The organism is Ureibacillus sp. FSL K6-8385 (assembly GCF_038593155.1).
Classification (GTDB): Bacteria; Bacillota; Bacilli; order Bacillales_A; family Planococcaceae; genus Ureibacillus; species Ureibacillus terrenus.
Window position 1 is genome coordinate 989,425 of sequence record NZ_CP151968.1, and the last position, 19,421, is coordinate 1,008,845.

General features: G+C 41.3%; 21 protein-coding genes. All 21 read left to right on the plus strand.

Annotated features, from left to right (window positions below; genetic code table 11):
- Window positions 1–52: 52 nt before the first annotated feature.
- On the plus strand, window positions 53–775 hold the full coding sequence (locus NST62_RS04790) for a LysM peptidoglycan-binding domain-containing protein (protein ID WP_141600949.1): 723 nt from the start codon (window positions 53–55) through the stop codon (window positions 773–775).
- Between the two features lie 96 nt (window positions 776–871).
- Window positions 872–1,630: a metallophosphoesterase gene (locus tag NST62_RS04795; protein WP_141600948.1), complete on the plus strand. Its 759-nt coding sequence runs from the start codon at window positions 872–874 to the stop codon at window positions 1,628–1,630.
- A 69-nt stretch (window positions 1,631–1,699) separates the two neighbouring features.
- On the plus strand, window positions 1,700–2,692 hold the full coding sequence (locus NST62_RS04800) for a YpdA family putative bacillithiol disulfide reductase (RefSeq protein WP_342463184.1): 993 nt from the start codon (window positions 1,700–1,702) through the stop codon (window positions 2,690–2,692).
- A gap of 166 nt (window positions 2,693–2,858) precedes the next feature.
- Window positions 2,859–3,821 carry a fumarylacetoacetate hydrolase family protein gene (locus NST62_RS04805; protein WP_141600946.1) on the plus strand — a complete coding sequence of 321 codons (963 nt, stop codon included), beginning with the start codon at window positions 2,859–2,861 and terminating at the stop codon, window positions 3,819–3,821.
- Between the two features lie 137 nt (window positions 3,822–3,958).
- Window positions 3,959–4,633 (plus strand): glutamic-type intramembrane protease PrsW, encoded by a 675-nt coding sequence (prsW, locus tag NST62_RS04810; RefSeq protein WP_141600945.1) that lies wholly within the window; start codon window positions 3,959–3,961, stop codon window positions 4,631–4,633.
- Between the two features lie 348 nt (window positions 4,634–4,981).
- A complete protein-coding gene (gene sleB, locus NST62_RS04815; protein ID WP_141600944.1) occupies window positions 4,982–5,782 on the plus strand; it encodes a spore cortex-lytic enzyme in 801 nt (266 codons plus the stop codon).
- A 12-nt stretch (window positions 5,783–5,794) separates the two neighbouring features.
- Entirely contained in the window at window positions 5,795–7,081 is a 1,287-nt protein-coding gene (locus NST62_RS04820) for a PepSY1/2 domain-containing protein (RefSeq protein ID WP_328215193.1), read from the plus strand.
- A 75-nt stretch (window positions 7,082–7,156) separates the two neighbouring features.
- Window positions 7,157–7,810, plus strand: a complete 654-nt coding sequence (locus NST62_RS04825) for a PilZ domain-containing protein (protein WP_342463185.1) — start codon at window positions 7,157–7,159, stop codon at window positions 7,808–7,810.
- Window positions 7,811–7,928: 118 nt separating this feature from the next.
- Entirely contained in the window at window positions 7,929–8,603 is a 675-nt protein-coding gene (gene cmk / locus NST62_RS04830; RefSeq protein ID WP_141600941.1) for a (d)CMP kinase, read from the plus strand.
- Window positions 8,604–8,728: 125 nt separating this feature from the next.
- A complete protein-coding gene (rpsA, locus tag NST62_RS04835) occupies window positions 8,729–9,871 on the plus strand; it encodes a 30S ribosomal protein S1 (RefSeq protein ID WP_342463186.1) in 1,143 nt (380 codons plus the stop codon).
- Between the two features lie 127 nt (window positions 9,872–9,998).
- The gene (gene der, locus NST62_RS04840) at window positions 9,999–11,312 is read left to right on the plus strand and encodes a ribosome biogenesis GTPase Der (RefSeq protein WP_328219666.1); all 1,314 of its coding nucleotides are present in this window, start codon (window positions 9,999–10,001) and stop codon (window positions 11,310–11,312) included.
- 16 nt (window positions 11,313–11,328) lie between these two features.
- Entirely contained in the window at window positions 11,329–12,342 is a 1,014-nt protein-coding gene (locus NST62_RS04845) for an NAD(P)H-dependent glycerol-3-phosphate dehydrogenase (RefSeq protein ID WP_141600938.1), read from the plus strand.
- A gap of 160 nt (window positions 12,343–12,502) precedes the next feature.
- Window positions 12,503–12,769 (plus strand): DUF2768 domain-containing protein, encoded by a 267-nt coding sequence (locus tag NST62_RS04850; RefSeq protein WP_141600937.1) that lies wholly within the window; start codon window positions 12,503–12,505, stop codon window positions 12,767–12,769.
- A gap of 17 nt (window positions 12,770–12,786) precedes the next feature.
- Window positions 12,787–13,512, plus strand: a complete 726-nt coding sequence (locus NST62_RS04855; protein WP_141600936.1) for a hypothetical protein — start codon at window positions 12,787–12,789, stop codon at window positions 13,510–13,512.
- Between the two features lie 96 nt (window positions 13,513–13,608).
- Window positions 13,609–15,087, plus strand: a complete 1,479-nt coding sequence (spoIVA, locus tag NST62_RS04860; protein ID WP_141601065.1) for a stage IV sporulation protein A — start codon at window positions 13,609–13,611, stop codon at window positions 15,085–15,087.
- Window positions 15,088–15,487: 400 nt separating this feature from the next.
- Entirely contained in the window at window positions 15,488–15,760 is a 273-nt protein-coding gene (locus NST62_RS04865; RefSeq protein WP_141600935.1) for an HU family DNA-binding protein, read from the plus strand.
- Window positions 15,761–15,981: 221 nt separating this feature from the next.
- Window positions 15,982–16,551 (plus strand): GTP cyclohydrolase I FolE, encoded by a 570-nt coding sequence (gene folE, locus NST62_RS04870; RefSeq protein WP_141600934.1) that lies wholly within the window; start codon window positions 15,982–15,984, stop codon window positions 16,549–16,551.
- A 56-nt stretch (window positions 16,552–16,607) separates the two neighbouring features.
- Window positions 16,608–16,829, plus strand: a complete 222-nt coding sequence (gene mtrB / locus NST62_RS04875) for a trp RNA-binding attenuation protein MtrB (protein WP_141600933.1) — start codon at window positions 16,608–16,610, stop codon at window positions 16,827–16,829.
- A gap of 68 nt (window positions 16,830–16,897) precedes the next feature.
- Window positions 16,898–17,659, plus strand: coding sequence for a heptaprenyl diphosphate synthase component 1 (locus NST62_RS04880; RefSeq protein WP_181733125.1), 762 nt, complete (start codon window positions 16,898–16,900; stop codon window positions 17,657–17,659).
- 8 nt (window positions 17,660–17,667) lie between these two features.
- Window positions 17,668–18,375: a demethylmenaquinone methyltransferase gene (locus NST62_RS04885; RefSeq protein ID WP_328215265.1), complete on the plus strand. Its 708-nt coding sequence runs from the start codon at window positions 17,668–17,670 to the stop codon at window positions 18,373–18,375.
- A gap of 14 nt (window positions 18,376–18,389) precedes the next feature.
- Window positions 18,390–19,364, plus strand: coding sequence for a heptaprenyl diphosphate synthase component II (hepT, locus tag NST62_RS04890; RefSeq protein ID WP_141600931.1), 975 nt, complete (start codon window positions 18,390–18,392; stop codon window positions 19,362–19,364).
- Window positions 19,365–19,421: the final 57 nt, after the last annotated feature.

The window sequence follows — 19,421 nt, forward strand, 5'->3', positions numbered from 1 at the left end:
TACTTTTTCTTCTCTTTTCGTCATAATAAAATAAGTAAGATGGAGGTGCCATATGAACGGGAAAGATTATCGCAAAAAAATAGAAGAACACCGCCAATCGATAGAATTAAATGATGAAAAAACAAGACTGAGCCGCAGCGAGCGCCGCAAAAAAATGAAGAAGCCGAAAGAAATGGCATTATTAAGAAATTTAACGTTCATTTTGATCGGAATCCCGTTAGTCATTTTAATTTACGTATGGTTCTTTTGGAATCCGGAAGAGGAAGTTTCGGTGGACAAAGAGGATGAAAATTTGGTGGAAGTGGAACGGAATCATGCGGTATCATCCAAAAATACAGAGAAAAAAGCGGAAGTAAACGAAAAGAAAGAATCGGCTCCAAAGGCTGAAAAAGAGGGCGATGAGCAATCCAAAGAGCAGGCTGCAGAAAAAGAAGGCAATAACGAGTCCAAAGAACAGGCAGCAAAAAAAGAAGCAAAACATGAACAGTTGGAAAAAAACGGCAATAACGAAACGGAAAATCATACCGCAACTAAACCGGCCGAAAAAAAAGAAACTCCAAAGAAAGCCGAAAACAATACGCCACAAGAACCAAAAACACCTGCTCCGTCCCAGCCAAAAACAAAAATACATACTGTCAGTGCAAATGAAACGTTATTCCGTATTGCGAAGCGATACTATAGCGATCCAATCAGCGGTGTTGAAAAAATTAAAAGAGCGAATCATTTGTCTTCCGATATCATCACCCCTGGACAAACGCTTGTCATTCCGGAATAAAATTCTATAAAATATTATACATTAATGTATGCCAGTGGCTTGAAAAGACGATGGTAACCCACCACGTCTTTTTGTTTTTGCCGAGAGGGGTATGATATGTTGGGATTGACTGCATTTTTCATTTTTTGCACCGGAATGTTCCTTTTTATGATGAAAAAAGCGTTTGAAAATCATGTTGTTCGCCATGAGATTCCGATAGAGGGAAAGAAAGAAAAATTTACAATTTTTTTTATATCTGATATTCATACACGATCCATTAACAAGAAAATGATCCAAAACATTAAAGAACCGATCCATGCGGTGATTATTGGCGGAGATTTGGCGGACAAGAGGACCCCTATCTCAAAAATTTATCGGAATCTTCGCCTTTTGCAATCATTGGCTCCCGTCTATTTTGTCTGGGGAAATAACGACCGGGAAGTCGGGGAGGAGCGTCTAAGGAAGATTTTTCAAGAGACGGGTGTCCAAATTGTGGAAAATGATGCGGTTTTATTGCCGGGCATGGTGAATCGATGTTGGCTGAGCGCCGTTGATGATGTTTCGACAAGCAATGCCCGTCCGGAATTGGCCTTTAAAAAATGCCGTCCCCAAGATAAAGTCATTTTTGTATCCCACAATCCCGTTCTGTTTTCAAGCATGAAAAATTTCCATGCGGATGTTTGTTTGGGAGGACATTACCATGGGGGGCAAATTCGGTTAGGCCCGTTTGGCATTTATCCAAAAGGTTCATTGACCGTTCAAGAAGGCACATATATCCTTGTCAGCAACGGTTATGGGACAACGATGCTTCCGTTGCGATTGGGGGCAAAACCGGAGTGCCACATTATTTGCTTAAACTTTCGCTCTTCATATTGAACAAAGGATTGACAATTCGCGTTATAATATAAAATAGTAGTTTTTTAAATAATTAAGGAGTTGTTTGTCATGCAGAAAGTAGACGCAATTATTGTCGGAGGGGGCCCTTGTGGTTTGTCGGCGGCGATTGAACTGCAAAAAATCGGTTTGAAGCCGGTGGTCATCGAAAAGGGGAATATCGTAAACGCCCTTTATCATTTTCCGACTCACCAAACGTTCTATTCTACAAGCGACCGGTTGACGATTGGCGATGTCCCGTTTATTACGGAGCAACGGAAACCGACGAGAAACCAGGCTCTTGCCTATTATCGTGAAGTGGTAAAACTGAAAAATATCCATGTGAATCGTTTTGAAAAAGTGCTTTCTGTGGAAAAACGCCCGGACGGATTATTTGTTGTCGAATCCGATAAAGCCCAATATGAAACACCTTATGTAGTTCTTGCAACCGGCTATTACGATCATCCGAATTATATGGATGTTCCCGGCGAAGATTTGCCAAAAGTATTCCATTATTTTAAAGAAGCCCATCCTTATTTTGATACGGATGTTCTGGTTGTGGGCGGAAAAAATTCAGCGGTCGATGCGGCAATGGAATTGCAAAAGGCCGGGGCTCGCGTGACGGTCGCTTATCGTGGCAGCGATTTCTCCCCTAGCATCAAGCCTTGGATTTTGCCGGAATTTCAATCTCTCATCCGAAATGGTTATGTCACGATGCTGTTCAATACAACAGTGAAAGAGATCCGGGAAAAAGAAGTCGTTTTAAATATCGAAGGGAAAGAAACTGTCATTAAAAATGATTTCGTCTTCGCGATGACCGGCTATCATCCGGATCATGAATTCATCCGAAAAATGGGCGTCACGATTGATGACGAAACAGGCAGACCTACATATGATCCGGACACAATGGAATCGAATATCGAAAATTTGTTCATTGCAGGGGTGCTTGCTGCCGGCAATAACGCCAATGAAATTTTCATTGAAAACGGAAGATTCCATGGGGCCTATATTGCAAAGGCGATTGAGAAAAAAAGAAACTATGTAACCAACAATGAGCGTGTATAATCCTTCCGGAGAAGAGCGGATTGGGAAAGGCCTTCCCAGTCCGCTCTTTTTGCGTCGAAAAAACCTATATCCACTTATTTTTCGAAAAATATTGAAAATATGTTTTATCATATTTACAATTCTCTTTAAGAATGGAAGCAATTAACAATTTTGAAAGAGGTGTCTTATGGGGATTTATCTTGTTCGTTTTGAAAAAATGGGAGAAATGTTCTGGGGAGTAAAAGAAGATGATCAGATCATTCCGGTTTCCAATGTCAATACGTTGCAGGAACTGATGCGCCACTATTTGAATGATCTTCGGGAAATCACCGAAAAACAAAAGGACAACAGTTTTTCAATCAATGAGGTGAAGCTGGTTGCGCCCGTTACCCCAAATGCAATTATTTGCCAGGGAGTCAATTATTCCAGCCATCGTGAAGAAACGGGAGTGGATGTTCAAAAGCCGCCTTTTAATTTAATTTTTTCCAAAGCGGCAAGTTCCATTTCCGGCCCTTATGATCCGATTGTGAAGCCGGAAAGGGTAAAATTATTGGATTACGAAATTGAATTGGCGATTGTTTTGAAAAAAGAGATTCATCCATGTTCCAGGATCGAAGAAGATAATTTGCATGAATATATTCTGGGCGTAACCATTGCGAATGATGTTTCCGCGAGGGATATACAATTTTTGGAGCATCAATGGTTGAAAGGGAAAAGTTTCCGTACTTTTTGTCCGGTTGGTCCTTATGTGTATGTGCCGGAACCCGATGAAATCCATGAAATATTCCAATTGGAACTGGAATTATCGGTGAACGGGGAAATTCGGCAAAAGGCGAATACCAGCCAGTTGCTGTATAAGCCGGTTGAAACATTGAATGAGTTGGCGCAAGTGATGGACCTTTCGCCGGGGGATTTATTGTTGACAGGGACTCCGGGCGGTGTGGCGATGCAGTTTTCCCAGGATGAAATGTCCTTGCTATCAAGTTTAAGCACCGGTTATGACGAAAAGAAAAACATTATTGACCGGCACGATTCATGTAAATATTTAAAAGAGGGCGACATGGTGGAAGCGACCATTTACGGCGCAGGCGGAATTCATTTGGGAACCCAACGGAATGAAGTGGTTTTGGAGAGAAGACTGTCGAAATAAGGCCTGTTCCAAAAAGATGATCAAAGCGGCATCATTTCACGCCGCTTTTTTTAAAGTTCAGAAAATTTATTTCCCCAATCTTTAAAAACATCCTGTAATACTATAAAATAGTGTTGATAAGGAAGGGAGCGTCGATATTGATTATTTTACTTTCTGCTGCGATTGCTCCAGGTTGTGCACTGTTCAGTTATTTCTATTTGCGAAACCAGATGGAGACGGAACCTCGCAAAACGCTTTTTCGGACATTTATTTTTGGATTGTTGATCACTTTTCCCATCATGTTTATTCAGCATGTCATGCAGGAAGAAAGTCTCATTTCGAATCCATTTCTCCTCAATGCCGTTTTTTCAAGTGCGTTGGAAGAATTTTTTAAGTGGTTCATCATTTTTGCCTTTGTTTTTCGGCATGTGGAATTTGATGATCCTTATGACGGCATTTTGTATGGAGCAGCTGCATCTTTGGGATTTGCCACAATGGAGAACATTCTTTATTTGTTGACATTCGGGATTGATACGGCCTTTATGCGCGCATTGCTTCCTGTTTCCAGCCATGCCCTGTTTGGTGTGGTGATGGGCTATTATTTCGGGAAAAGCAAGTTTACGAAAACGAATTATTCAAAGGAATATTTGGCACTTTCATTATTGGCGCCTTTCTTTTTGCATTTTGCCTATAATTCTATCCTGGTGTTTGAAGATTATTGGATTTATTTAATGACGCCTTTTATGCTTTTTTTATGGTGGTTTGCTTTGAAAAAAGTGAAGTTGGCCCACGAACATTTAATCAAGCATTTGATAGAACAAAATAAAATTTAGCTGGGATCTAAAAGTGACGGTTTGCTTTTAGGTCTTTTTTATTTTTTTGATGGTTCAAATGAAATAATGTATTAAACAGAGCGCAAGAAAAAACAGTTACCGGAACTTCATACAATCTGAAGTTCCGGTTTTTTGGTTGTTTCAATTTTTCGTCGCAGATCATTGGAGAATTTTTCTCGGTTCCGGAAATAGTTGTAAATTCAAGGTTTTCAAATGAATCAAATAAAATTCGCTTCAACGTGCATAATAATTCCTGACCGGCCGAACAGATTGGAAAAACGGCCATTTTTCAGGACAGGTGCATAAAAGTTTCCGATATAAACATGCTATGAAAAAGGAGTGAGATTGATGAAGAGGAGAAAAACGTTCATCGCTGTTTTGCTATTGGCTTTATTAATTGGTGCCATTCCTCTTATGAAGCCGGAAGAATCTTCCGCTTTTTCAAATCAAGTGATTGAAAGGGGAGCTTTCGGCGATGATGTCATTGAATTGCAGGCAAGACTTCAATATTTGGGGTTCTATCACGGAAAAATTGACGGAAAGTTCGGTTGGGGAACCTACTGGGCATTGAGAAACTTCCAAGAAAGTTACGGATTGAAAGTGGACGGTATTGCAGGTCCTCAAACGAAAAAAGTGCTGGTCAATAACAGCGATTTCGATCGCGAATGGGTGCATGCACAAATTAATGCAGGTCGTGAATTTACGTATTATGGCGGCATTCCACTCGATCAACAAGTGAAGAAAGGCAAAACCGGGGCTTCAAAAAGCAAAAGTTATCAGCTGCCTGCAAAATTCACGGAACGGGATTTACAGCTGATGGCCAATGCGGTGTATGGGGAAGCGAGAGGAGAACCTTATGAGGGGCAGGTGGCAGTGGCGGCCGTCATTTTAAACCGGCTCGAATCACCCGACTTTCCAAATACGATTTCTGAAATCATTTTCCAGCCAGGTGCTTTTACGGCTGTAGCGGATGGCCAAATTTGGCTGACGCCGAACGAAAGAGCGAAGCAGGCAGTGCTTGATGCAATGAATGGATGGGATCCATCCGAAAATGCCCTTTATTACTTCAACCCTAAAACTGCAACAAGCAAGTGGATTTGGACAAGACCACAAATAAAACAAATCGGCAATCACATCTTTTGCTATTAAAGGAGAGACAATATGAAAAGTTTAGTATATCTGCTTTCCATAGCTGTGCTAGCATTAGGGGTTTATGCGTATGAAGTGCGTTCGGATAATCAGGAACTGAAACAAACGATTCATGCCCAATATACAAACTCTTTGTCCAATGCCAGCGAAAAGTTGAGCTATTTGCAGCGTTCGGTGGCCCAATCGCTGCTTTTTCAGGACGAAAAGGCATTGCAGAATGAATTGGATAATATTTGGAGAACAAGCAATGAGTTGCGCTCATCCATCAGCAATTTACCTTTGAATCCGGATGTAGCAAACCAATGGCTCCGCTACCTTGGAAAAATAGGAGATGAAGCCAAGAGAGCTGCGACAGAGGGCGATTATGAATCATGGCAAAAGAAAATGACAGTGGTCCATCAAAATTTGGAGAAATTGACAGATGAATGGACTGTTGCAACAGCCCAATTTTTTGAAAACGATCGGAACTTCGATAAATGGCAGCAAGTTGCAAAAGCGGATCTTGAAGAATCGCCATTCAAGAATATAGCATCAAATTTAAAAACATATACCGAAAAGGACTTTCCGTTAACAACGAGTGAATCGGACTGGCTGAAAAAAAGGGACTTGAAACATATCAGAGATCGTGAAATTACGAAAGACGAAGCAATCAAAGTGCTGGAGAAATTGGTGCCGGGAATTAAAGATGCGACCTATACGGTTTCAAGAAGCAAAGAAGATGCCCCATACCCTTTCTATCATATTCAATTTGTGAAAGGAAGCCGCATTGGATATGCGGATATCACGGTCAAAGGGGGGCACCTCATTTCATTCCTCTCGGAGCGGCCGGTGCAGCCTGATAAGAATGTGACTCAGGAAAAAGTGAAAGAATTAACAAAACAATTTATCCAGCGGGCCGGTTATGATGATCTGGAAATCATTGAAATGCAGGAAAACCATGAATCCTGGCATGTGCGCCTTGCCAGGGTAGCAGGGAAACATCGTGCGATTGTTTATCCGGACGGCATACAAATGAAGATATCAAAAGACAGCGGCGAATTATTGGGATTAAATGCAATGGAATATGTACAGAAAGAAAACATTAAGGATCAGCCGGTCATTCCGATTGATTGGAAAAAATTCTTCAGACCAAATACAATCGTGGAACAGGAACGATTCATCTATACGGAAAATGAAGCATATCAATTGAGATTATGTTATGAAGTCATTGCCCGGTTCAAAGATGACAGCAATAAAACGTATCGTGTAGTTGTGGATACGGAAAACCACGATGTCATAAAAGTGGAACAATTGCCGTAATGTTTCAAATGCCCTGGAAATTCGCCGGATTTCATGCCATAATGGAACTATCATGATTTTGCGAGGCGGATTTCAATGGAATTTAAAATAGGGGCATTCCTCACATTGGAACCAATTTTTCCGGAAAAAGCGGGAGATTTATTAAAATGCAAAATAGTCGATAAAAAAGAGGATGTCATTTATATTACGTACCCGGTTAATATGAGCACGAACAAAACCGTTTATCTTTTGGACGGTTCCCGGTACCGGGGAATTTTGCAAAACGGAGACCGGAGCATTTTCGCTTTTCAGACGGAAGTCATTGGCCGGATCATGGACAGGATTCCCATGATTAAGCTTTCCTGCCCGCCAGAAGATGAATTTTTGAAAATCGAGAGAAGGGAATTTGTGCGGGTGAAGACTCCCGTGGATGTCGCTGTAGAATATGGCAATCAATTTTACCAATGCGTGGCAAATGATATCAGTGCCGGAGGAGTTGCTTTAAAATTGCCCGAAGCACTGCCGTTTGCTGAGGGGAATATTGTAAAATTGACCATTGTATTGCCATTCAAAAATGGGGATATTCAATATATTCAAACGAATGCAAGGGTAATCCGGATTTTTTATAAGGATGAACAACCATTGGCGTCTTTTCAATATCTGGATACCGATGAAGTGGATCAGCAACAAATCCTTCGTTTCTGTTTCGAACGCCAAGTCATGATGAAGGAGATGCTATACCTCCGATAATCAAATTTATTGGAGGGCTTTTTTTGTGCATAAATTATTTCGATACAATTGCAAAACTTGTGATAAACTACGGAATTAGTGAGGTAAAAACGATAACATTGGAGGAAGTAGGAGCATTATGAAAAAAAATATACAAATCGCTATTGACGGACCTGCAGGAGCCGGAAAAAGCACCATCGCAAAAATTGTAGCGGAAAAATTAGGATTCACTTACATCGATACGGGTGCGATGTATCGTGCCGTAACGTATAAAGCCCTACAGGAAAACATAGAATTAAATGATGAAAAAAAGCTGGAAGAAATGCTTTTGAAAACAACGATTGAATTGAAGCCTTCCCCAAATGGACAACTTGTTTTTCTGGATGGAAAGGATGTCACAATGAAAATCCGTTCACATGAAGTGACCGCCAATGTCCCAAAAGTGGCGGCCATTGGAAAAGTCCGCGAAATTCTGGTGGCAATACAAAAGCAGCTCGCAAAAGACGGAGCGGTTGTAATGGATGGCAGGGATATTGGAACCAATGTATTAAAAGATGCGGAATTGAAAATTTTTATGTCCGCTTCGGTTGAAGAGAGGGCGAAACGCAGGCTGCTTGATAATGAAAAAAGAGGCATCTCTTCCGACTTTGAAAAATTGAAAGAGGAGATTGCCCTTCGTGATAAACAGGATATGGAACGGGAAATCTCTCCTTTAGTACAGGCGGAAGACGCAATCTACTTGGATACAACCGATTTGTCCATCGAAGAAGTGGCGGAGAAAATATTGCATCTGGCAAAAGAAAAAATGGAATAATCTTCATTTCATTTTGCGTATTTTATTCATAAAATAGGAAATATTTTATCTATAAGGAAAAAATTTTGTGTTTATATGGAATTTCTAATAAAATAGAGATTGTAAGATGCGAAGGAGGGTTACATATGTCCGAGGAAATGAACATTGGCTTGAATCGAGAATTCCATGAGGGAGATATTGTAAAAGGGGTTGCCGTGAAAGTCGAAGATAAAGCCGTCATTGTTTCAATAGAAGGAGCACCCTTTGATGGAATAGTACCAATCAGCGAACTTTCCAGCCTGCATGTAGAAAAAGCATCCGATGTGGTGTCTGTAGGCGATGAGCTGGAATTGATGATTACGAAAATCGAGGAAGAAAATTTTGTACTTTCAAAACGGAAAGTAGATGCTTTAAAAGCTTGGGATAAATTGGAAGAACTTTATGAAAAGGGAGAATCTTTTGAAGCTGAAGTAAAAGACGTTGTCAAAGGCGGACTTGTCGTCGATTTGGGAGTACGGGGATTTGTCCCTGCATCTTTAGTAGAAGATCATTTTGTAGAAGATTTGGAAGGGTATAAAGGAAAAACGCTAAAATTTAAAATTACAGAATTGGATAAAGAGAAAGGCCGTTTAATATTGTCCCACCGCGCGGTTGTGGAAGAAGAAAAGGCAAATAGAAAGAGAGAATTGCTTGAAAGCATAAAACCGGGAGACATCTTAAACGGCACGGTTCAACGGATCGCCCCATTCGGCGCTTTTGTGGACATCGGCGGAGTTGACGGATTGGTGCACATTTCACAAATTGCCCATGAACATGTAGAAGATATCAACACGGTCCTTAAAGAAGGACAGGAAGTAAAAGTGAAAGTCCTTTCCGTAGATCCTGCAAACGAAAGAATTTCCTTATCAATTAAGGAGACATTGCCTGGACCATGGGAAAATATCGCCGATCGGGTTGAAAAAGGCCAAGTGTTGACTGGAAAAGTGAAACGGTTGGTATCCTTTGGCGCCTTTGTTGAAGTGTTCCCTGGTGTGGAAGGATTGGTCCATATTTCACAAATTTCCCAAAAACATATCAATACGCCGCATGAAGTGCTAAAAGAAGGCCAAGAAGTTCAAGTGAAAGTGCTGGATGTCAATGAAAAGGAAAAACGGCTTTCCTTAAGTATCAAAGCCCTTGAAGAAAATCCTAAAGAGGAAATTAATTATGAGTTGCCTGAGGAAGCGACAGGATTCTCCATCAGCGAAGTGATTGGCGATCAGTTGAAGAAATTGAAGGAACAATCTTAATCAATATCATGAAAAAATGCGTGCTTCTAGGAGTGCGCTTTTTTTATGTCCGTTATGTCGAAATATGATAAACCATGAGATTTTGTGTATAATACAAAAGATAAGAATTTGGAAGGATGAAGGACAGATGACAAAACCAGTAATCGCCATCGTAGGACGTCCAAATGTGGGGAAATCAACCATTTTCAATCGGATTGTAGGAGAAAGAATCTCCATAGTGGAAGATGTCCCAGGGGTAACCCGGGACCGCATTTACAGTTCGGCGGAATGGTTGAACCATGAATTCAACATCATCGATACAGGTGGAATTGATTTAGGCGGGGACGAGCCCCTTATGGAACATATTCGCGCCCAAGCGCAAATTGCCATGGAAGAGGCGGATGTCATTATCTTTTTGACGAATGGACGCGAAGGGGTTACGGTCCAGGATGAAGAAATCGCAAAAATGCTCTATAAAACGAATAAACCTGTCGTATTGGCGGTAAACAAAATTGATAACCCGGAAATGCGGGAATCCATTTATGACTTCTATGCCTTAGGATTTGGCGATCCGATTCCGGTTTCCGGTTCCCACGGAATAGGAATTGGGGATTTATTGGATGAATGCGCAAAATATTTTCCTAAAGAATACGAAGATGACTATGCGGATGATGTCATAAAATTTTCATTAATTGGCAGACCAAATGTAGGAAAATCTTCGCTGGTCAATGCTATCCTTGGAGAGGAACGGGTCATCGTCAGCGATATCGCCGGAACTACACGGGATGCCGTTGATACGCCGTATACTTATGATGGGCAAGATTATGTCATCATCGATACGGCCGGAATGAGGAAAAAGGGAAAAGTGTATGAAAGCACGGAGAAGTATGCGGTCTTGAGGGCATTGAGAGCAATCGAACGTTCTGATGTAGTGCTTGTCGTTTTAAATGCGGAAGAAGGAATACAGGAGCAGGATAAAAAAATCGCGGGATATGCCCACGAAGCGGGGAAAGGCATTATCATTGTCGTGAACAAATGGGATGCGATTGAAAAGAATGATAAAACGATGAATGAATTTACAAAAGCGATTCGAAATCAATTTTTATTTTTGGATTATGCGCCGATTGTGTTTGTTTCGGCCAAAACGAAACAACGTTTGCATCAAATTATTCCGTTGGTCAGACGGGTAAGCGAAAACCATGCAATGCGCATCCAATCTTCCATCCTGAATGATGTCATCGAAGATGCGATTGCAAGAAATCCTGCACCGACCGAAAAAGGGAAACGATTGCGCATTTATTATACGACCCAAGTATCCGTAAAGCCGCCTACTTTTGTAACGTTTGTCAACGATCCGGAACTTATGCATTTCTCTTATCTTCGTTTTTTGGAAAACCGAATTCGTGAAACCTTTGATTTTGAAGGGACGCCGATTCGTATCATACCACGTGCACGTGAGTAAATAGCGGGGGAGTCAAATGAAGAAAGTATCAGTATTAGGAGCGGGTTCATGGGGAACCGCTTTGGCAATGGTGTTAACAGAAAATGGCCATGATACGTTGATTTGGAGCCATCGAGAAGATCAAGCGAGAGAAATCAACGAACGGCATACAAACAAAAAATACATTCCAAATATTCAACTTCCTGAAAAATTGATTGCCACAAGCGACTTGCAAAAAGCGGTCGACCATGGGGAAATCATCGTTTTTGCCGTGCCTACAAAGGCTATCCGTGAAGTGGCTGAAAAAGTCAATGATTACTTAAAGAAAAAAGCGCTGATTGTGCATGTATCAAAAGGGATTGAGCCGGATACGCTAAAGCGGATTTCGGAAATTTTGGAAGAAACCCTTTCTACTCATATGGTTGAGGATATTGTTGTATTATCAGGGCCCAGCCATGCCGAAGAAGTGGTGTTGCATCACCCGACAACCATTACGGCGGCGTGCGCAAATCTTCGCTCTGCCGAAAAGATACAGGATTTGTTTATGAACCATTATTTTCGGGTGTATACCAATACGGATGTAATCGGTGTGGAGCTTGGAGGTGCATTGAAAAACGTCATCGCGCTGGCGGCAGGCATTTCCGATGGTCTCAATTATGGGGATAATGCGAAAGCGGCTTTGATTACCCGGGGACTCGCAGAAATTACCCGATTAGGCGTCCGGATGGGCGGCAATCCTTTCACTTTTGCCGGATTAACCGGCATGGGGGATTTGATTGTAACTTGTACAAGCGTTCATTCCCGAAACTGGAAAGCCGGAAATATGCTTGGAAAGGGAATGAAGCTGGACGAAGTATTGGAAAACATGGGCATGGTGGTAGAGGGAGTCCGCACAACAAAAGCGGCATACCAGCTCGCCCAAAAATATGATGTCCCAATGCCGATTACAACGGCCCTTTATGAAGTGCTGTTTGAAGGAAAAGATCCGAAAGATGCGGTGGATGAATTAATGCACCGGGGAAAGAAAAGGGAAATCGATTATTTGCAATAAAACTTGCAGGCATATGGACGGCCTCGTGGGACGTTTTGGGGTGAGAAAAGGGGCCGTTCATCATGCTATAAAGAAGGACGTTAATAATGAAAGTATTCAATAGTTGCAGATTTGGCCCAAAAACGCTGGCACTTATTGTTATTTGAAAGGTGGAATCTCGATGACGAATCCATTATCGATGATGGATGGCAACGCATTTGTTCTTGCTGCAGCCCGCGGCCCTTTGGCGAATATGCACCCGATGGATGTCATGTGGGTGTCCTTTTATTCCATCGCGGCCATGATCATTTCCATTCTCATGTTAACAGCGGCCCGGAAATGGATAAAAAACAGCATTTTGTCCTCTCTTATCCGGATTATTGCCTTTATTGTCTTTTTAATAGGTTCGTTATTAATGGTGTTAGTCATCTTTACATGGCCATCATAATTCAGGAGTGAATATGAATGAAAAAGAACCTGATTTTTTTCGCAATGTTGCTATTAACATCTGTTGTCTTATCCGGTTGTTTATTCCCGGATGAAGAACGGGCGGAAAATCAAATCCCTGATGAAGCCCAGCTGATTGCGGTACAAAATGCCGTGGACCAATATAAAGCGGATACGGGTGTATTGCCGATTAAAACAAAAGATCAGGATACCGATATTTTCATCAAGTATCAGATCGATTTTTCAAAACTTGTTCCAAAATATTTGGCCAATGTTCCCGGAAATTCTTATGAAAAAGGCGGCATATTCCAATATATCATCTGGGATCCGGAGAACAATCCGACAGTAAAACTGGTAGATTTGCGCACGGCCGAAACCATTCGGGAATTAAATCTTCGCCTTCTCTCAAAAAAATATATGATGTATAAGAAACAAATCGCCGATTATGTCTATTCGATAGATTATAAGAAACTGGGGTATCAAAATGAATTGACGGTGCCAAGCCCGTATACCAATAATCATTTGCCTTTGGTTGCTTCATCAGAAGGGAAAGTTTATGTAGATTATTCCATCGATTTGGCACAGTTTCTTAAGGAACATGATGTGAAACCGAAACCGGGAGAAGATATCCGCATGCTGCTTGTCGAAGCTTACCCGGTAGTGCCTGCCTATTCTCTTCCATATACCGTGAATGAAAATAACGAACCGGTCTTCATGTACGATCCGACCAAAAATAATGAATAAAAAATAAAAAATTTAAACCTTGTACGACTTTTCGTGCAAGGTTTTTCATATTTTAGTTATATAATTCATAGATTGAAGCACAAAGGAGGAGCTAAAATAGGGGAACAAATCTTTCAACAAATAGCGGAAAGAACAAATGGCGATGTATATATTGGAGTTGTTGGGCCTGTAAGGGTCGGTAAGTCCACATTTGTGAAAAAAATGATGGAGTCCATCGTGCTGCCGAACATTGTGGATGAAGAAGAGCGCAAAAGAGCGCTGGACGAGCTGCCACAAAGCTCACCCGGCCCTGTCATTATGACGGCGGAACCAAAATTTGTTCCTGCCCATGGAACGGAAATCTGCATCGGGGAAGATGAAATCCCTTTCCGTATCCGTTTTGCCGATTGTGTCGGGTATGTCATCGATGGTGTTAAAGGCTATGAAGATGAAAATGGGCCGAAATATGTCCACACGCCATGGAGCAGTGAGCCGATTCCATTCCAAGAAGCGGCCCGGATTGGAACAGACAAGGTCATCCGTGACCATGCAAACATCGGGGTTGTCGTCACAACGGACGGTACAGTAAACGGGATTGCCCGTGAAGCTGCACAAGTGGCGGAAGAACAAATTGTTGAACAATTAAGGGATATCGGAAAACCATTTGTCATCATTTTAAACAGCCAATTTCCACACAACCAAAATACGCAGAAGCTGCGCAATGAATTGATCGAGCGCTATGGCGTTCCGGTGATTGCCATCTCGATCGACCAAATGACGCTGAAAGACATGGAGTATATTTTGGAAGAAGCGCTCTATGAATTCCCGGTAGAAGATATTGAAGTGGAAAAACCGGATTGGCTTGATGTCCTTGAACCGACGCATCATGTAAATGCAACGCTTTCGGAAGCGGTGGGCAACGTTCTCAATTCTGTCACAAAAATCCGGGATGTCCACAAAGCGGTAGAAGATTTGAGAGATATTGATTTTATTGAAACTTGCGACATTGAAAAAGTGGATGCGGGGCTGGGTGTGGCGACGGTGCGCATCACCCTGAAGCCTGAAATTTATAAAGCGGTTTGCAACGAATTTTTAGATGCCCCAATCGATACGAAAAAAGATTGGCTGTTGTTCATAAAAGAGGCACAAGAGGCGAAAAAAGCCCAAAAACGCTTCCGCGAGGCGATTGAAGAAGCAACGGTAAACGGCTATGGCGTAACGCTTCCGACGGTGGAAGAATTTGAACCGAGCGAACCGGAAATCATTAAACAGAACAACTTCTACGGAGTGCGCATGAAGGCAAAAGCGCCTTCCTACCATATCATTCGCGTCGATATGGAATCTGAATTTTCTCCGTTGATCGGTTCCGAATTCCACAGCCGTCAGCTCTTAAAAGATTTGCAATATGCCTATAAGCATGACCGCGAAGCCTTATGGCAAACCCAATTGTTTGGTACACCGCTTCATGAAGTATTGACGGAAGGAATCAGGTTCAAGATGAATGCCGTTCCGCCGAGCGCGAAGAAAAGAATGCGCCAAACGATTGAACGTATGGTGAATGAAGGAGAAAAAGGCCTCATAACGTTCATTATTTAATAAACGGATGAAAAATCTTGAAATGTCAAGAATTAAGGGCTGCTTTGACAGCCCTTTTTTAGTTGGAAATCACAAACACATCACATTTCTTGCAAATTGGTCACGTTGCCCAGAATTTCTGTAAAATACTACGTGAAAAATCTTGATTTATCAGCATTCTAAAAAGAATAAATGTAATATTTGCGTTTATTATTTAAAAAATGTGAAATAATAAAAATAATGGATTGTTATTATAGGACTTTTTGTCACGTGGACGAAAAGTCCTTTTCGTTATCCGATGATGCAAAAATACAACTTTTCTTGGACAAACATGCATAAATACAGTTGCACCAAGTATTTCAATATGTTACTCTTTTTACATGATTTAGCTTTTCCAACCCTTTGAGAGGAGGTGAATAGCATGAATAAGACAGAATTAGTAAACTCAGTTGCTGAAGCTGCAGGTCTTTCCAAAAAAGACGCTTCCAAAGCAGTTGACGCAGTTTTCGATATCATTCAAGAAGCTCTTGCAAAGGGTGACAAAGTGCAATTAATCGGTTTTGGAAACTTTGAAGTTCGTGAACGTGCTGCACGCAAAGGCCGCAATCCTCAAACAGGGGAAGAGATTGAAATCGCTGCAAGCAAAGTTCCAGCTTTCAAACCAGGTAAAGCACTTAAAGAAGCTGTTAAATAAAGCTTCTTTAAAATTACATAGAGCAGTCGTCATGAATATGATGACTGCTCTTTTTACATATTATATTAACGATTGATAATTCAATTTTACTATCAGAGGGGTAAAATAAACAATCCCCCAATAAAAAAATATTTTTTGTAAAAGCCTTTTGCGATTCACGTCTGTATGTGCTACGATTCAATTTGACAGTGTTGTGTTTTGTCGATTTAGGAGGAACATATATGTCTAACATTGATTTAAAAAAAATAGAAGAAGCAGTAAAAATGATTTTAGAAGCCATAGGAGAAGACGTTAATCGTGAAGGACTGATCGATACACCCAAACGGGTATCCAAAATGTATGAAGAAATGTTCAGCGGATTGAAAGAAGATCCAAGATGTTTATTTGAGACGGTCTTTCATGAAGAACATGAAGAACTAGTTCTGGTTAAGGATATTCCATTTTACTCAATGTGCGAACATCACCTCATTCCTTTTTACGGAAAGGCCCATGTTGCATACATACCCCAGAATGGAAGGGTTGCAGGTTTAAGCAAAATCGGCCGATTGGTGGAATCGGTGAGCCATAGACCGCAGTTGCAGGAACGGCTGACAACGACAATAGCCGATATTTTAATGGAAAAATTGGAACCACAAGGCGTTTTTGTGATGATCGAGGCGGAACATATGTGCATGACGATGAGGGGATTAAAAAAACCTGGCACAAAAACGGTCACTTCTTGTGCAAGAGGAATCTATGAGGAAGATGATGTAAAACGCCAAGAAGTGATTTCATTTATTCAAATGTCTTAATTAACATACCGGATTATGATATGATAACAAAGAAAATGTAGATGTGAGGGAGAAGTATGAACCAATCAGATTATGTTGTCATTGAAGCCGAAGAGGATGGCGTACATGTAATCGGTTTAACCCGCGGCCAAGATACGAAATTTCATCATTCCGAAAAATTGGATGCCGGGGAAGTCATGATTGCCCAATTTACTGAACATACGTCCGCTATGAAAATCCGTGGGAAAGCAAAAATTTACACGGCTCATGGCATTATTCAAAGCTATTCGAAAAAATAAAGCCATAGATGCCTGGCGACTGTATGAAGTGCAGGAAACAGTGCTTGAAGTGGAATGGAGTAATACCTATGGATACAACATATATCGAAAATCAAATTGAACAATTAAAAAAAGCGATTTATCGTCAAGTCGAACATAGAACCCTTGTTAAATATACCGGCGATCCATTGGTGGATGAAAATCAATTATTTTACTTGCTGCTGCCATTATTAAATGGTGACCATTGGGACGAAGAAAATTATGAGGGCGTCATTGCTGTCGGGATTGTGGAAGCGTCCCTCGCCGAGCATTCCTATATTGATGAGCATGATGCCACTTCAAAGGTGCAACAGTTGACAGTGCTTTCTGGCGATTATTACAGTGGTCGTTTTTACGAAATTTTGGCAAATTCAGGGAATATTTCGTTGATTCGGGAACTTTCTGAAAGCGTCATTTTAAGATCTGAACACGAGATTCGGATTTATGAACCGAACCGTTATGCCATTGATGATTGGTTGGAAACTTTAACCATCATTGAGACGGAATGTATCAGCAGATTTTATCAATTATATAATTACAATCACTATTTGTACATTATGAAAAAACATTTATTGATTCTTCGGTTGCAAAATGAACTATTAAACTATAGAGAAGGTAATAGCTCACTGCTTTTACAAAAAATGATGGAAAGTTTTCAGCGCAGCGAGGACATGAATTTTGAGCATTACCTTCAAAATAAGATCGATGGACTTGTACATCAATTGCGAGAGTTGCTACGCACCTCCTCTATGAAATCCGAGCTTAAACGATACATCGAGGAACGATTGATTAGAGAGAGCAAGGAAAGGTAATGAAAACAATGGAAAAATCCAAAGAACAACGTGTTCATGAAGTATTTGAGAAAATTTACAAGAATTACGACAAAATGAATTCCGTCATCAGCTTTAATCTGCATGTCAAATGGCGGGAAGATGTTATGAAACGGATGAACGTAAAACCGGGATCTGCATGTTTGGATGTTTGTTGCGGAACGGCCGATTGGACTGTCGCGCTGGCGAAGGCGACAGGGGAAAAAGGGATTGTAAAAGGTCTTGATTTCAGCAAGAATATGCTGAAAATCGGTGCTGAAAAAGTGAAGCCTTATCCCCAAGTGGAATTAATCCATGGAAATGCAATGGAACTTCCTTTTGATGATAACACGTTTGACTACGTCACAATCGGCTTTGGGCTCCGGAATGTTCCGGATTACATGCAGGTATTGAGGGAGATGCACCGGGTATTGAAACCTGGCGGAATGGTCGTCTGCCTGGACACCTCCCAGCCGGAACTGCCGGTTTATAGACAATTGTTCCGTTTCTATTTCCGGTACATCATGCCGCTATTTGGGAAAATTTTTGCGAAAAGTTATGAGGAATATTCATGGCTTCAGGAATCCGCAAGCACGTTTCCGGGAATGAAAAAGCTTGCGAAAATGTTTGAAGAAGCGGGATTTGTCAATGTCACATATAAAAGCTATAGCGGCGGCGCAGCAGCAATGCATATGGGATTTAAAAAGAAAGAGAATTAGGGAGAGGTTGGCGAGTGGAAAAGATGAAGTTGCAAAAGCTCTATTCCGATTTCAAGCCGGATATAGATATCATTGAAAACGAATTAGAAAAGGCTTTACAGTCGACATCGCATCTATTAAACGACGCCTCTCTCCATCTTTTGCATGCGGGCGGGAAAAGAATTCGCCCACTTTTTGTTTTAATGAGCGCGAAATTTGGCAATTATAGTATTGATCGCATGAAATATGCTGCTGTCCCTCTCGAATTGATTCACATGGGGTCGCTTGTACATGATGATGTCATTGACCACTCCAACATGAGAAGAGGGCGTCCTACCGTTCGTTCTCAATGGAATAATCGGGTTGCGATGCTAACCGGCAGTTTTATTTTTGGACGGGCCATTCAATACGTAACGCACATAGAGAATCCAAAGGCCCACCAAATATTGGCCCGCACAATGGTGGAAATCTGTAAAGGGGAAATCATTCAAATTGAAGATAAATTTCGCATAAATCAAAACCTGAAAGACTATTTCCGGCGCATTAAACGGAAAACCGCGCTGCTCATTGAATCAAGCTGCGAAGTGGGGGCGGTTGTTGCAGAGGCGGATCCTGAAGTTACAAAACGTTTAAAGAGATTTGGCTATTATGTCGGGATGAGTTATCAAATCGTGGACGATGTGCTGGATTTTACATCAACAGACAAGCAGCTTGGCAAACCGGCAGGAAGCGACCTGTTGCAAGGCAATATCACATTGCCGATTTTGTTGATGAAAAATCATCCAAAAATTCTTCGGTTTATCGAACGCGCTTCAAAAGGGATTGTGACAGAGCAGGAACGTTTGGAAATGCTGCAAATTGTGCGGAAATCGGATTCCATAAAACAAGCGTTGAAAATCAGCGACCAATATTTAGAGAAAGCGATGAAGGAAGTGGAACGGCTGCCTGACAATCCGACGAAGAAAAGGTTGAAGGAAATCGCATTATTTATAGGCAAACGCAAATTTTAAAAAATCGGACATTGGTAGTTGAAGCTTAAGCGTGATTTTGTTAATATTTAGCGGTAG